Origin of the sequence: Rhizobium sp. RM (assembly GCF_013390595.1) — a bacterium.
Taxonomy (GTDB): Bacteria; Pseudomonadota; Alphaproteobacteria; order Rhizobiales; family Rhizobiaceae; genus Agrobacterium.
The window spans coordinates 737,017-750,222 of the sequence record NZ_JACAWV010000022.1 but is presented as its reverse complement, the minus strand read 5'-3'; the positions used below and the strand labels follow the sequence as shown (position 1 = coordinate 750,222).

The window sequence follows — 13,206 nt, the reverse complement described above, 5'->3', positions numbered from 1 at the left end:
GGCTTCAATCTTTGCGATAAAGACTGCCGAGTGGTTTTTTGAGCAGACTTTCGCGCAGCGACGGTCTGTTTTCGACTGGTGGCGGGGCGTTCTGCGCCTGCAACTGGAAAGAGGCTTTCCGCAGGTCGTTGACTGGGTCGGCTTGGGCAGGCTGCGCACTGCGTCCGGGCAACATGTCTGGACGATAGGGTTCGTAGCCGCGCGTGCCTTCAACCGTATTTGACGGGCTGTGCAGTTCCTGTCGCCAGTTCTGTGTTTCTTCAGTCTCCTGCGGTTCCGGTGTCTCGGAGACCGGGAATGCGGCATCGAAGCTCTGCTGGAAGCCGGAGATCGTTGGCTTTGCCGCGGCCCGCATGCGTGTGACGATGGAGCTCAGATCGACGGTATCAGGCGTTTCCTGTACTGCGTGGGTGGTGGCGCCACTGGCTTTCGGCAGCTTGGCAGTGGGAACGCGGTCAAAGCGCATCCGCATAGGCACACTGACAGCCTCACCAAAGGCGATTGCTTCGCCATTGCCGATCGACGACAGGAAGCTTGTGGTCGATGTCGACGAGTTCGGCACCGCAGAAAGAATGATCTTCTGGTCGTTCTCGTTGGAGAGACGCATGGCAAAAACCGTCGAGCACTGCGACAGGATCGTCTGATCCAGTTCGCTCGGCCGCTGGCTGATGACGCCGAGGGAAATGCCGTATTTTCGGCCTTCCTTGGCAATCTGGGCAATCGCCTGTCGGGTCGGGAAAAAGCCGCGCTCCGGGTCTGCCGGAACATAACGGTGCGCTTCCTCGCAAACCACCAGCATATGCAGCGAACCACGTGCCAGAACGGCGAGTTCAAACGACATGCGGCAAAGCACCGAGGCAACGGAGTTTACGACTTCAGATGGAATGCCGGAGAGCTGGAAGACAGAGATCGGTTTGCCATCGCCGGGAACACGGAAAATATGTGCCAGCGTTTCCATTATCGTGTCGCTGATCGTGTTGCTGGAGAACATGAAGTGATAGCGCGGATCATTGATCGCCGAGAGGATACGGATTTTGAGCGAGCGCAATGCGGGCTTGTCGCTGCGTCCTTCAAGTCGGCCGATGCGTTCGTCGATCATCGCCAGCAGATCGGCGATCCGATAGGGAATGGGTGAGTCCGAGGTGACCGCGCTCTTGTCGGAACTGCGCCGAACGGCAGAGCCCTCTGATCCCCGGAAAACCCGTTTTGCATCGGGGATAAGATCACGAAGGATGTCCATCTCTTCAGGAACCGGCTTTCGCCCGCGAAACACTACCTCGGCAAACTCATCCAGTCGCATCAGCCAGAACGGCAGATCGAGCGTATCGGTGTCGATGACGACGGAATTGCTGGGGAAGGCGGCGGCGAATTCGTTATGCGGATCGAGAATGAGGATACGAAGTTTCGGGTCGGTTTCGATTGCCTTGTTGAGCAGCAATGAAACAGCGGTCGATTTGCCGACACCCGTGGAGCCGACGACGGCAAAGTGTTTGGCCAGCATCTGCGGAATGCTGATCGTTGCGTCGATGGCATCGTCCTGCGTGAGCTTGCCAATGACACAGGCGTCGCGCTTGCCGCTATCGTAGATTTTCGAGAGATCGCTTGTGCGGATGCGATGCGCCACGGCGCCAAGATAAGGATATCGTGAGATGCCGGTCGAGAAGCGTTCGCTGCCATCTTCCGTCCGGTAGACTTCACCCAGCAGGTCGACCTCAATCAGCAACGTGTTGCTACCGTCGCTCGACCAGCCGTCGTCTTTGGTGCGCATCGAGCAGGTGAGGGCGGCAACCCGGCTGGTGCCCATCTCGATGGAGATAAGGCGGCCCACGGACCAGAGTTGTGAAAGATCGGTGGAACCGGGATCGGTATCTGCGGCGATTGTGGCGCGTGCGCCATCGCAGGCGATCACACGCCCAAGCTGCCGATTGGGCGCTTGCTGGCTGGATCGTCGCTCGTTTTCGTCCGTCTTGGACGATGAATAAAACTCGCCGTTGTTCACATGTCATCCCGGGCGCTGGACAAGACCGCATTTCGGACAGCGCCTGTGCTTTCCAGAATAAGATGAACCTATTTAACAACTGGTGTAGCGATATCGTTCGAAAATTTCGTTTTGGCGGTCGTTCTGGCAATAAAATGAACGGAAGATGATTTTTTCCGCAATATGCGTTGACGGCTGCCGCGTTTGTGGCTAACACTCCGCCCCATGAAAAATCTTAACGTACTTATCGTGGTGGGACGGCGCATGGGCAGGATGGTGTAACCATCCGGCGAAAGCACCCATGCGCTAAACGAGGCTCCTCTAGGGGCCTTTTTTTATGTCTTCACACGGGCCGTAAGGCTCAGCGATATCCAAAGCCAACTCGGGATGGAACAGGCAATGACGGATAAGGACAATACGGAAAACAGCAATCGCATGACGGGCGCGGAAATCGTTCTGAAAGCCCTCAAGGATAACGGTGTGGAGCACATCTTCGGTTATCCGGGCGGTGCAGTCCTTCCGATTTATGACGAGATTTTCCAGCAGGAAGACATTCAGCATATCCTCGTGCGCCATGAACAGGGCGCCGGCCATGCGGCCGAAGGTTATGCCCGTTCCACTGGCAAGGTCGGCGTCATGCTTGTCACCTCCGGTCCTGGTGCCACCAATGCGGTTACGCCTCTGCAGGACGCGTTGATGGACAGCATTCCGCTCGTCTGCATTTCCGGCCAGGTTCCGACCACACTGATCGGTTCCGATGCGTTTCAGGAGTGCGACACGGTTGGTATTACGCGCCCCTGCACCAAGCACAACTGGCTGGTAAAGGACGTCAACGAACTGGCTGGCATCATCCATGAGGCTTTCCGCATCGCTCAGACCGGCCGTCCGGGTCCGGTTGTCGTTGACGTTCCCAAGGATATCCAGTTTGCCACCGGCACCTATACGCCGCCTTCCGCTGCTGTTCAGCAGAAGAGCTACAAGCCGAAGGTCCAAGGCGATCTGAACGCCATTCATGCGGCCATCGAATTGATGTCGAAGGCAAAAAAGCCTGTTTTCTATACGGGCGGCGGCGTTATCAACTCCGGGCCGGAAGCAACCCGCTTGCTGCGCGAACTGGTCGAGCTGACCAATTTCCCGATTACCTCGACCCTGATGGGGCTCGGTGCCTATCCCGCATCTGGCAAGAACTGGCTCGGCATGCTGGGCATGCACGGATCTTACGAAGCCAACATGACCATGCACGATTGCGATGTCATGGTTTGTATCGGTGCGCGTTTCGATGACCGTATTACCGGCCGTCTGAATGCGTTTTCGCCGAACTCCAAGAAGATCCACATCGATATCGATCCGTCTTCGATCAACAAGAACGTTCGTGTCGACGTTCCGATCATCGGCGATGTCAGCCATGTTCTCGAGGATATGGTTCGCCTCTGGCGTGCGCTGCCGAAGAAGCCTGAAAAAGCGCAGACGGCAGACTGGCACCAGCAGATCGATCGTTGGCGTGCCCGCAATTCCTTCGCCTACAAGAACTCAAACGATGTCATCATGCCGCAATACGCGCTTCAGCGTCTGTATGAGGCGTCGAAGGGACATGACACCTACATCACCACCGAAGTCGGCCAGCACCAGATGTGGGCAGCGCAGTTCTTTGGTTTCGAAGAACCGAACCACTGGATGACATCCGGTGGCCTCGGCACCATGGGGTATGGTCTGCCTGCCGCCATCGGCGTTCAGGTTGCCCATCCGGATGCGCTGGTCATCGACGTTGCCGGTGATGCCTCGATCCAGATGTGCATTCAGGAAATGTCCTGCGCCATCCAGTATAACCTGCCGGTCAAGATTTTCATTTTGAACAACCAGTATATGGGTATGGTTCGTCAGTGGCAGCAGTTGCTGCATGGCAACCGCCTGTCCAACTCCTATACCGAAGCGATGCCTGATTTCGTCAAGCTGGCGGAAGCTTACGGCGCGGTCGGCATGTACTGCGACGACCCGAAGGAACTGGACGACAAGATTGCTGAGATGATTGCGGTCAAGAAGCCGGTTATCTTCGATTGCCGCGTTGCCAATCTTGCCAATTGCTTCCCGATGATCCCGTCTGGTAAAGCCCATAACGAGATGCTGTTGCCGGATGAGGCGACGGACGAGGCTGTTGCCAATGCCATCGACGCCAAGGGCCGTCAGCTGGTTTAAGAGCGGGAAGAGGAAAACGACATGAACGCACACCTACAACCCACCGGCTCTGCCTACTTCATCCAGAAGGAAACGGCGGTTGCGGAAAACCACACGCTGTCGGTTCTCGTCAACAACGAGCCCGGCGTGCTTGCCCGCGTCATCGGCCTGTTTTCAGGCCGGGGCTACAACATCGAAAGCCTTACGGTTTCGGAGACGGAACATGAGGCGCATCTGTCGCGTATCACCATCGTGACCCGTGGCACGCCGGTCGTTCTGGAGCAGATCAAGGCCCAGTTGGAGCGCATCGTTCCTGTGCACCGGGTTCTCGATCTGACAGTCCGCGCTCGCGAGTTGGGGCAGGAGCGGCCGATCGAGCGCGAAGTGGCGCTTATCAAGGTTGCCGGTGCCGGCGAAGACCGTGCCGAGGCTCTGCGTCTTGCCGATGCGTTCCAGGCCAAGGTGGTCGATGCAACGGTCGAGCATTTCATTTTCGAAATCACCGGCAAGTCCTCGAAAATCGACCAGTTCGTGGCGATCATCAAGCCTCTCGGCCTGATCGAAATCTGCCGCACCGGTATCGCTGCCATGAACCGTGGCTCGCAGGGTATGTAAAAACGCCCCTAAGCCGTTGTTTCCGATATAACGCCCGTGGGAAACCGCGGGCGTTTTTGTTTTGGCGGGCACCCTTGCAGAGTTATTCAACCACTTGGTTGACTTTTTCTCTCGGGCGCTTATATTCAACAATATGGTTGAATTACTCGCTCCCCATCTGGACACCGTCTTTCATGCCCTCGGCGACGCGACACGCCGCACGATGCTGCGCGAGTTGTCGCGTGGTGAGCGGACGGTCAGCCAACTGGCAGAGCCATTCGACATGTCGCTGGCAGCAGCGTCCAAGCATATCAAGACGTTGGAGAACGCCGGTCTCATCCAGCGGGAGGTGAGGGGGCGCACCCATTTTTGTCGCCTGGCGCCGGGGCCGCTGGCGGAGGCGCATGAGTGGCTCGATTTCTACAGGCAGTTCTGGAACAGCCGTCTCGATGTTCTCGAACAGATGCTCAGGGAGCACGATCAGGACAAACCCATTCTAAACGGAGGAAATGACAATGACTGATATTGTAATGCCCGACGCTTATGGCCGGATTGTCGAGCCAGCGACCGTGAAGATCGAGCGACTTTTGCCGGGACCGATCGAGCGGGTCTGGTCCTATCTGACGGACAGCGATCTTCGCCGCCGCTGGCTGGCTTCCGGTGAGATGAAACTGGCCGCCGGGGCACCCTTCGAACTCGTCTGGCGAAACGATGAATTGACGGACCCACCCGGCAAGCGCCCCGACGGTTTTTCGGAGGAGCACAAGATGGCGAGCCGTATCATAACCGTCATTCCGCCACACCGGCTTGTGTTTAGCTGGGATGAAAGTGGTGAAGTGTCGATCGAACTGCAGGCCCTGGGCAAAGAGGTGTTGCTGACGCTCGTTCATCGTCGGCTCGCCAACCGTGCGGAAATGCTGGGTGTCAGCTCCGGCTGGCACGTCCATCTCGATATTCTTGCCGACCTCCTGCACGACAAGGCGCCCGGTCCTTTCTGGGATCGGTGGCTGGTGTTGAAAAAGGAATATGAAGACAGAATTCCGCGTTAAGTGCTTTCTTGAATGCAAGAGCCGTCCGGTTGACCGGGCGGCTTTCTTTGGCTTCAAAGTGTCGTTCGGCTCTGATAATCTGATTCAAGCTGTTGCCGGACCGATTCCGGAAACACCGTCATCTTCATGACATATCACAGCATTTCGAGAGCGATCTTGCGGGATGGTGGCGGGAAGGCAGCATCGAGCGCTGCCCAGTCTTCTTCGGTGATTTCAAGCTCAATCGCGCCGCGATTTTCCTCGACACGTTCCGCTCTTGCGGATTTCGGAATGGCGATGACGCCGTCGCGCTCCAGCAGGAACGCCAATGCGAGTTGGGCCGGCGTGGCCTGATAGGCTTTGGCAATATGGATCAGAGCATGGTTGTCGAGGATGCGTCCCTGTTCGATCGGCGAGTACGCCATGACCGGAATGCTGCGTTCCTGACACCAGGGAAGGAGATCGAATTCCGGTCCTCGTCGGGAGAGGTTATAGAGCACCTGATTGGCAGCACATTTGTTGCCATCGGGGACATCGAAGAGTTCTTCCATATCGTCGACATCGAAGTTCGAAACGCCCCAGTCAACGATCTTGCCCTGCGTTTTCAGCTTCTCGAAAGCAGCGACGGTTTCCTCCAGAGGATTTCCTCCGCGCCAATGCAGGAGGTAGAGATCCAGGCGGTCGGAGCCGAGTCTGGCCAGACTGCGCTCGCAAGCCTCGATCGTGCCCGCAGCACTGGCATTCCATGGGTAGATCTTGCTGACCAGAAACACCTCGTCGCGCCGGCCGGTAATCGCCTTGCCGACGACCTCTTCGGATCTGCCATCGGCGTACATCTCAGCGGTGTCGATCAACGTCATGCCGACGTCAATGGCCTTGCGTATGCTGCGGATTTCCTGAGTTTCACCGGCGCGTTGCTCGCCCATGTTCCATGTGCCAAGGCCAAGGGCAGGGATCTCTTTCCCCGAAGGTAAGGATACGGATGGAATATCGTCGTTCATCGGCGTGCTCCCATGATCAATGAGTGGACAATAGCGACTTGCCCCACCTTCTCAACAGACAATCCCAAGATCTCGATCCATCAAAAGAATTGACCCTGGCGATCAGGCGTTAAGGCTGGCTAGTCCACCTCGAGGGGGATAAATTCCCTGTCTTCGAGGAGACGCCATGACAATCGAGACCTTCATCGCGCTGGTGTTGTTTGCCTTCACCACGTCCATTACGCCCGGACCGAACAACATGATGCTGTTTGCTTCCGGCGTGAATTTCGGTTTTCGCCGGACAATTCCGCACATGCTGGGCATTGGCGTGGGTTTTCTGTCGCTTCTCATCGGTGTCGGTTTTGGTCTCGGTGCGTTGCTGCACTCGGTCCCGTTGCTCTATACGGCGCTGAAATTCGCAGGCGGCATCTATCTGCTCTGGATTGCCTGGAAGATCGGCACATCCAGAAGTCTCAGCGATGGAACGACCGGGGCAGAGCCCATGACGTTCATCGGTGCTGCCGCCTTCCAGTGGGTCAATCCGAAGGCATGGGTCATGGCGGTCACGGCGATGGCGACCTATACGAACGAAGATCAGTACTTCTTCACCGTGATGCTCGTCGGGGTGGCTTTCGCAGCCGTCAATCTGCCCAGCGTCTCGACGTGGGCAGGTTTTGGCTCAGCGTTACGGGACTGGTTATCCGTTCCCGTCCGGCTGAAGTGGTTCAACATCACCATGGCCGTGCTGCTGGTGATCAGCCTGTGGCCGATGTTGAAATAGCCACGGCCTCTAGGTCGGAAACTGGCGATAACATTCCTCGGCGATCTTCTGGACTTCCGCCTGCGTCAGTTCCGCCGATACGGCGTAACCGAGTTCGTTGTCGATCCAGTAGAAGGTCTCGATGCCATCAGCACTTGCCATGCGGAAGCTTGTGGTGCGGTTTTCTTCGTTGTGACCGATGAGGACGGTGACACGTTTTCCGGTCTTGTCCTGGTACATCAGCATGGCGCCGGGTTTGCCGCTGACTGGCACCAGACGACCGCCGACAAGATCGTAACCGAGTTTCGTCAGATCAGGGATGGCAAAGGGATAGCCCAGCCGCTTGCCCAGCCATGTCGCCAGATGCTGCTGTTCCGAGGCGCCGACCTCGACAGGATGGCGTACCTCACTGGCATAGATCAGATAGGCGGATTTCGCCTGCGTCGATATATCTGCTGTTTGAAGTCCGGGTTCGTTGTCGGGCACCCCGGTGGGCAGAAGTCTGCCGGTTGTCGCTCCGGCTGCGAAGATCAATACTGCGGCGGCAGTCCGCACCAGGACGGACTTCCAGCGTGTGGAAGAGGGATCGATTTTCCCCGCCAGCATGGTGGCGTCATCGGGGTGGGATGCCTCATAAGGCGCAAAGGCACTGCGCAGCATTGCTGCCTGCTGTTTCCAGGCTTCGACGCGCTCCTGTTCGTCAGGCCGCTCGGAAAGCCACGCCTCGACGATTGCCTTCTGCTCGTCGGAAAGAAGCCCGTCGGCATAAGCATGCAAATCGTCTTCGGTAATGGCGTCCAGCCTGTTCATTTCGGTCTCCGCAGGGGAATGATATTGTTTGTCGCCAGATGCTGGCGCAATGTCTCGCGGGCGCGTGACAGCCGCGACATGACGGTGCCGACCGGTATCGACATCGTTTCCGCCGCTTCCTGATAACTGTAGCCTTCCACCGTCACCAGAATCAGCACTGCGCGCATATCGGGTGACAAGAGCGCCAGGGCGCCATGAAGCCGGTCGTTTTCGAGCGTGTCGCCCAGCACGTCGCCGCCCATTATATTTTCGTGGTCTTCAAGGCTTTCGGATGGATGCCGTCGCTCGAACCGGTGCCGGTTGCGGTAAAGGTTTGTCATGATGGTGTAAGCCCATGACTTCAAACCTGTTCCGCGCCATTGCCGACGATTGGCAAGCGCCTTTTCTACGCAGTCCTGCAGCAGATCCTCGCCATCGGCGTCGGTGTGGGAGAGGCTGCGAGAGTAACGCCGCAGCGCCGGCATCAATGCCAGCATTTCCGCCTCGAAAGAGCCGGGAGCGGGGGAAAAATTCCCCCGCAGTCTGTCGCTCATGCCATCAGGGTTTTGCGGCATCCCACACACCGTTCACGCCATCACCGGTAGCATCGCCCGTTTTCATGTCCTTGACCCAGTAATAGAGCGGCATGCCATCCTTGGCCCATTGTTTCTTGCCGTCCTTGCGTGTCACGATCGAATAGGCACCGTCTGCCTTGTCGCTATCGGTGGCGAAGAAGGGCGGCCAGTTGGTCGCGCATTTGTCGTAACAATTGGATACGCCCTTCTTGTCGTTCTTGAAAGTGTAGAGCGTCATGCCTTTTGCGCCCGCAAGCACGTTGCCCTTTTCGGTCTTGACGGTTTCGACCATTGGGGCGGCATAAGCTGACCCGGCAAGCGCCAGAACGAGGGCGGGGGCGATAAAGCGGATATTCATGGACCAATCCTCCTTGGTTGCAGGCGATGTTTTCGCCAACGATCAATGAGACACCGCAGGTCTGTGTTTTATTCCCGGCTGCCTGAAAAAAGTTTCTCTAGCTCCAGAGAGGAATGTCGGGTTTCATCAACATCAGCCAGATGATGCCGACCACCGCAAAAAATGCCGGAAAACCGCAGGCTAACCAGATGCGATAGAGACGAAACCATTGCGCAGGCAAAGGTGTGCCAGCCGTGGCGGAAGCCCGGGCGATATCGCGTAACCGTATCTGTATCCACACCACGGGCAGCCAGAAGATGCCGGTGAAAACATAAAGCAGCAGGGACAGAAAAACCCAGCCTTCGGTCAGCGGCCAACCGATGATGTCGGCCAGCAGATAGCCGGTAATCGGCTGAAAGACAGCGGCTGTCGCCGTAAAGACCGTATCGGCAATGACAACAGTTCCCGCCACATGAGCGATCAGCGCCGGGTTTTCGGTTCTGCGTGCCATCACCATGAAGAAGGCGATACCGGCGCCGGTGCCGAACAGGACGGTCGCGCCGATGACGTGGGCAAGGCGAATGATCTCTTCAAACATGGTGCGGTTTATCGTTCATCGAGGATTGCCATAGCGGCAAGTGTCAGGGTGATGGAGGGCAGGACTTTGACAAGCGGCCCCAGAGGATCGAGCCAGAGTATCGGTTCGAGTATGGTGCCTCCGGCTAGATAGGAGGCGGTCACCAGCAACATGCCGAGCATGGCTTTGAGAGCATAGGGCCTCAGCAGAACCGCGATGCCAAGTCCGATGTCGATCAGGCACGTCGCCAATGTCAGCACCAGCGCTGACGTTTCCGGCATGAAGGGCAAGAAATGGCTGGATGCCCTCGTCAGATCGAGAAGCGGGATCACTCCGGATAGCAGCCAGAACACGGAAAGACAGACGAGGAAGACGGGTTTCAGCAGGAAGAGCCGTGCGAACCATAGATCCTGAACGCCGGACGGATTGCCGGCCAGTGTCTGACTGACAGTTTTGAACGCAAAGCCCTGCATACGGGCGCCGTCTGCGGTCACGCCTTGTGACATTACCGCCATCGCGGTGGAGCGGAGCGGGGAGCGCCAGCCGAGCAAACCCGCCAGATCTGCTGCCCAACTGACCGGCTTTGCCAGCCATACAGGCAAGGGAATGGTTTTCGCCTCTGCCAGTCCCAGCCATTGTCTATGCAGCCCAACCAGGTCGCCTAGCGTCAGTGACTGGTCGGCGGCCAGATGCAGGTCGCTTCCGGGAGCAATCTCTCCACGTATGGCTTGCGAAACGGCCTCGGTCACGTCGTCCAGGGCGACCGTTTGCACCGGGCTTTGCGAATGGACGAGCGGAATTAAACAGGGAATACTTGCCAGTGCTCGCAGCAGCGCTGTCCCGCCATGGGCGTTGCGTCCAATCACCAGAGCCGGGCGCAGGATGATGTGCGGTACACCGCTTGCGGCCAAGGCATCGTCGGCACGCTGTTTGGTTGACAGGAATGGTGTCTCTGCGGCCGACCCTGTGGTGCGGGCCGATATCTGCACGATCAACCTGTTGCCGTCATCGGCGTTGGCCTGATAGAGTGCGAGCATCGCCTTTTCCTGTGTGGCGGCAAGATCGTCCGAAAGACCGTCCTGCAGCGCCCCGGCGCAATTGACGATTGCGTCGTGTCGTCCGAGCAGCAAATGCCAGTCGGCTGGCTGCGTCATGTGAGCAAGATCGGCGGTAACCCATTCAGCAAAGGCAAATTTCCGTCTTGCGGATGCCGTCGTACGGCCAAGACCAGTGACGGCATGGCCATCGGCAGTAAGCCTGCGGGCAATTTCAGAGCCGATGAAACCGGTCGCGCCAAGAATCAGAATTTTCATGCGCCAACTCTATTCATGGATGCGCGCCGCCGCTATCGCCATTCCTGGCTGATGAAATAAAGAATGCGGGTGTTCAGGCTATGCCTGATTCTTCTTTCGTTCTTTTTCTGTTGCGCTTGGCGCTCGAATCCTGCGATGAGAGCGCATGCAATTTTCACCGCAACAGGACGAAGCCCTCAAGGCTGTTTCACGCTGGTTGAAGGAAGGCCGTTCACCGGTTTTCCGTCTGTTCGGCTACGCCGGAACGGGCAAGACCACGCTCGCCAAACATTTCGCGGAAAATGTCGACGGTGACGTGCTGTTTGCGGCCTTCACCGGCAAGGCGGCGCAGGTGTTGCGCTCGCGCGGCGCTTCAAACGCTCGTACGATCCATTCGCTGATTTACCGTCCGCGTGGCGAGGAAACGGTTGAAGATGAGGAAACCGGCAAGACGTCCGTCGCTCCGATGTTTTCCATCAACCGTCAAAGTCCGCTTGCAAAGGCCGCCCTCATCATCATCGACGAGTGCTCTATGGTGGATGAGCAGCTCGGCAGGGATCTGATGAGCTTCGGTACACCGATCCTCGTTCTTGGCGATCCCGGACAGCTTCCGCCGGTGACTGGCGGCGGTTTCTTCACCGAGCAGGAGCCGGATTTCCTCCTGAGCGAAATTCACCGCCAGGCGAAGGACAACCCGATCATTCAGCTTGCCATGGATGTTCGCGAGGGCCGCGAGATCATGCGCGGCGATTATGGTTCGGCACAGGTGATATCCAAGTCCGAGGTGACGCAGTCGCTTGTTCTTGATGCCGATCAGGTGCTGGTTGGCACAAACCGTACGCGTCGCCGCTACAACCAGCGACTTCGCGAACTGAAGGGTTTTTCCGCAGACTACCCGCAGTCCGGCGACAAGCTGGTTTGCCTGCGCAACGATCCGGCAAAAGGTCTGCTGAACGGTTCGCTCTGGCAGGTGATGAGTTCCTCTCGCGAAACGGTCAAACCCGGTATCAACCTGATGATCCGTCCCGAAGACGACGATATGGATCGCGGAGCGGCGAAGATAAAGCTGCTCAAGGCAGCCTTCGAGGAAACGGAAACCGAGATCCCCTGGTCGACGCGCAAGCGTTACGACGAATTTGATTTCGGATATGCCCTGACCGTGCACAAGGCGCAGGGTTCGCAATGGAACAATGTCGTTCTCTTTGACGAGAGCTACGCATTCCGCGATTCGCGCGAAAGATGGCTTTATACGGCCGTCACCCGAGCGGCTGAACGGCTGACGATCGTGCGTTAAGAATGCTGCTCAGGCGCGGATGACGCCGAGCAGCACGGCTTTTGCGACGGCCTGGAAACGATTGCTGGCGTTGAACTTGCCGATAATCCTCGTTTCAAGGTCATTGAGTTCGTCGCCTGACAGACCCAGTGCACGCGCAAGCCTGACAGGTGCATAACCTTCGGCCATCAATTCGAGGCATTTTCGCTCGTTATCGGTCAGAAGGACGTCGTTCGTGTGTCCATGCTGGCGGTAATCGCCGTCATCGCTCTCAGGGCCGATCACCAGGACATCTTCGATTTGCTGCACCTGGCGCTGAATTGTGGAGAGATCTGCGGTCAACTCTCTCTTTCGCTGTCGCAGGGCGTGATGAAAGACATCATCAGCCTCCTCCTGTGAGGAGGAGCGCAACAGCCGTTCCATGATCTCGGTAATTGTCGCAACGGAGATGCCAATTTCGCGGCAGAAATTGATCACCGCCATGCGGTGCACGTTACGGTAGGAGTAGACGCGCATCTGGCCGACCCGTTTTGAGGTCAGAAGCGCTTTTTCCTCGTAGAAGTGCAGGGTGCGGTGTGTGACACCGAAGATATTGGCCATGTCGGCAATAGGGACGGGTTCGGGCGGTAAAGACGACGGTAAACTGATATCCGGAAGAAAGTTGCCCGGACGTTGGTGTAGTCTTTCTTCGTCGCCGTGGTTGTTGAACGGCATCCGACCATCCCGCATTGTCTCCCCCTTCTGCGTGGAATGACATTCCGCCGACTTTGAGGTTATGCCGGCCTGATCCCCGGCCACCCCATTTTTTAACGTGTCAGCATCATGCCTAACGCATCAAACATAACGAACGT

The 13,206-nt window shown here is 57.4% G+C and carries 14 protein-coding genes; 6 read left to right on the top strand and 8 right to left on the bottom strand.

The window, feature by feature from the left end:
- Window positions 1–4: 4 nt before the first annotated feature.
- Window positions 5–1,999 carry an ATP-binding protein gene (locus tag HWX89_RS20250; RefSeq protein WP_138790939.1) on the bottom strand — a complete coding sequence of 665 codons (1,995 nt, stop codon included), beginning with the start codon at window positions 1,997–1,999 and terminating at the stop codon, window positions 5–7.
- A gap of 378 nt (window positions 2,000–2,377) precedes the next feature.
- Here HWX89_RS20250 and HWX89_RS20245 point away from each other — a divergent pair, with 378 nt between their 5' ends.
- The 4 genes from HWX89_RS20245 (at window position 2,378) to HWX89_RS20230 (ending at window position 5,793) form a co-directional block, all read left to right on the top strand.
- Window positions 2,378–4,171 carry an acetolactate synthase 3 large subunit gene (locus HWX89_RS20245; protein ID WP_138790938.1) on the top strand — a complete coding sequence of 598 codons (1,794 nt, stop codon included), beginning with the start codon at window positions 2,378–2,380 and terminating at the stop codon, window positions 4,169–4,171.
- Between the two features lie 21 nt (window positions 4,172–4,192).
- Window positions 4,193–4,765: an acetolactate synthase small subunit gene (gene ilvN / locus HWX89_RS20240; protein WP_138790937.1), complete on the top strand. Its 573-nt coding sequence runs from the start codon at window positions 4,193–4,195 to the stop codon at window positions 4,763–4,765.
- A gap of 133 nt (window positions 4,766–4,898) precedes the next feature.
- Window positions 4,899–5,267: an ArsR/SmtB family transcription factor gene (locus HWX89_RS20235; protein ID WP_138791384.1), complete on the top strand. Its 369-nt coding sequence runs from the start codon at window positions 4,899–4,901 to the stop codon at window positions 5,265–5,267.
- Window positions 5,260–5,793 carry an SRPBCC family protein gene (locus HWX89_RS20230; RefSeq protein WP_138790936.1) on the top strand — a complete coding sequence of 178 codons (534 nt, stop codon included), beginning with the start codon at window positions 5,260–5,262 and terminating at the stop codon, window positions 5,791–5,793. Before HWX89_RS20235 ends, HWX89_RS20230 begins: the two co-directional genes overlap by 8 nt.
- Window positions 5,794–5,927: 134 nt before the next feature.
- Here the strand turns inward: HWX89_RS20230 and HWX89_RS20225 are convergent, their stop codons facing one another.
- Window positions 5,928–6,773 carry an aldo/keto reductase gene (locus tag HWX89_RS20225; protein WP_138790935.1) on the bottom strand — a complete coding sequence of 282 codons (846 nt, stop codon included), beginning with the start codon at window positions 6,771–6,773 and terminating at the stop codon, window positions 5,928–5,930.
- Window positions 6,774–6,939: 166 nt separating this feature from the next.
- Between HWX89_RS20225 and HWX89_RS20220 the strand changes: the two genes are divergently transcribed.
- Window positions 6,940–7,533 (top strand): LysE family translocator, encoded by a 594-nt coding sequence (locus tag HWX89_RS20220; protein ID WP_138790934.1) that lies wholly within the window; start codon window positions 6,940–6,942, stop codon window positions 7,531–7,533.
- Between the two features lie 9 nt (window positions 7,534–7,542).
- On the opposite strand, the gene HWX89_RS20215 is transcribed toward HWX89_RS20220, so the two are convergent.
- The 5 genes from HWX89_RS20215 to HWX89_RS20195 form a co-directional block, all read right to left on the bottom strand.
- Window positions 7,543–8,322: an anti-sigma factor family protein gene (locus HWX89_RS20215; RefSeq protein ID WP_138790933.1), complete on the bottom strand. Its 780-nt coding sequence runs from the start codon at window positions 8,320–8,322 to the stop codon at window positions 7,543–7,545.
- Window positions 8,319–8,876, bottom strand: coding sequence for an RNA polymerase sigma factor (locus tag HWX89_RS20210; RefSeq protein WP_178340844.1), 558 nt, complete (start codon window positions 8,874–8,876; stop codon window positions 8,319–8,321). Before HWX89_RS20210 ends, HWX89_RS20215 begins: the two co-directional genes overlap by 4 nt.
- Window positions 8,860–9,234 carry a COG4315 family predicted lipoprotein gene (locus tag HWX89_RS20205; RefSeq protein WP_138790931.1) on the bottom strand — a complete coding sequence of 125 codons (375 nt, stop codon included), beginning with the start codon at window positions 9,232–9,234 and terminating at the stop codon, window positions 8,860–8,862. The genes HWX89_RS20210 and HWX89_RS20205 overlap by 17 nt, the downstream gene beginning before the upstream one ends.
- Window positions 9,235–9,331: 97 nt before the next feature.
- On the bottom strand, window positions 9,332–9,811 hold the full coding sequence (locus HWX89_RS20200) for a DUF2269 family protein (protein WP_138790930.1): 480 nt from the start codon (window positions 9,809–9,811) through the stop codon (window positions 9,332–9,334).
- An 8-nt stretch (window positions 9,812–9,819) separates the two neighbouring features.
- Entirely contained in the window at window positions 9,820–11,103 is a 1,284-nt protein-coding gene (locus HWX89_RS20195; protein ID WP_138790929.1) for an SDR family oxidoreductase, read from the bottom strand.
- Window positions 11,104–11,248: 145 nt separating this feature from the next.
- Between HWX89_RS20195 and HWX89_RS20190 the strand changes: the two genes are divergently transcribed.
- Complete coding sequence (locus HWX89_RS20190) at window positions 11,249–12,376, top strand: ATP-dependent DNA helicase (RefSeq protein ID WP_138790928.1); 1,128 nt, start codon at window positions 11,249–11,251, stop codon at window positions 12,374–12,376.
- Between the two features lie 9 nt (window positions 12,377–12,385).
- Here the strand turns inward: HWX89_RS20190 and HWX89_RS20185 are convergent, their stop codons facing one another.
- A complete protein-coding gene (locus HWX89_RS20185) occupies window positions 12,386–13,084 on the bottom strand; it encodes a MerR family transcriptional regulator (RefSeq protein WP_138790927.1) in 699 nt (232 codons plus the stop codon).
- Window positions 13,085–13,206 lie beyond the last annotated feature (122 nt).